At 56.2% G+C, this 242-nt stretch carries 1 protein-coding gene; it reads left to right on the plus strand.

Features of this window, described 5'->3' with window-relative positions; genetic code table 11:
* Positions 1–11: 11 nt before the first annotated feature.
* Positions 12–242, plus strand: a 231-nt coding sequence (locus tag NXS07_RS21440) for an adenosylhomocysteinase (RefSeq protein WP_258087697.1), incomplete at its 3' end; no start/stop codon positions are given.

Below are 242 nucleotides of genomic sequence, written 5' to 3' on the forward strand. Positions count from 1 at the left end.
AGCAGGTGGACATGATCGAGATGCCAAACGGCAACCGGTTGATCCTGCTGTCTGAGGGGCGTCTGCTGAACCTCGGAAACGCCACCGGTCACCCGTCGTTTGTGATGTCTGCCTCCTTCACCAACCAGGTGCTGGCGCAGATCGAGTTGTTCACCAAAGGTGAGCAGTACAACAACGAAGTTTACATCCTGCCCAAGCATCTGGACGAGAAAGTGGCTGCGCTACACCTCTCCAAGGTGGGT

It is taken from the genome of Xenorhabdus bovienii, from assembly GCF_024721015.1.
Lineage (GTDB): Bacteria > Pseudomonadota > Gammaproteobacteria > Enterobacterales > Enterobacteriaceae > Xenorhabdus > Xenorhabdus bovienii.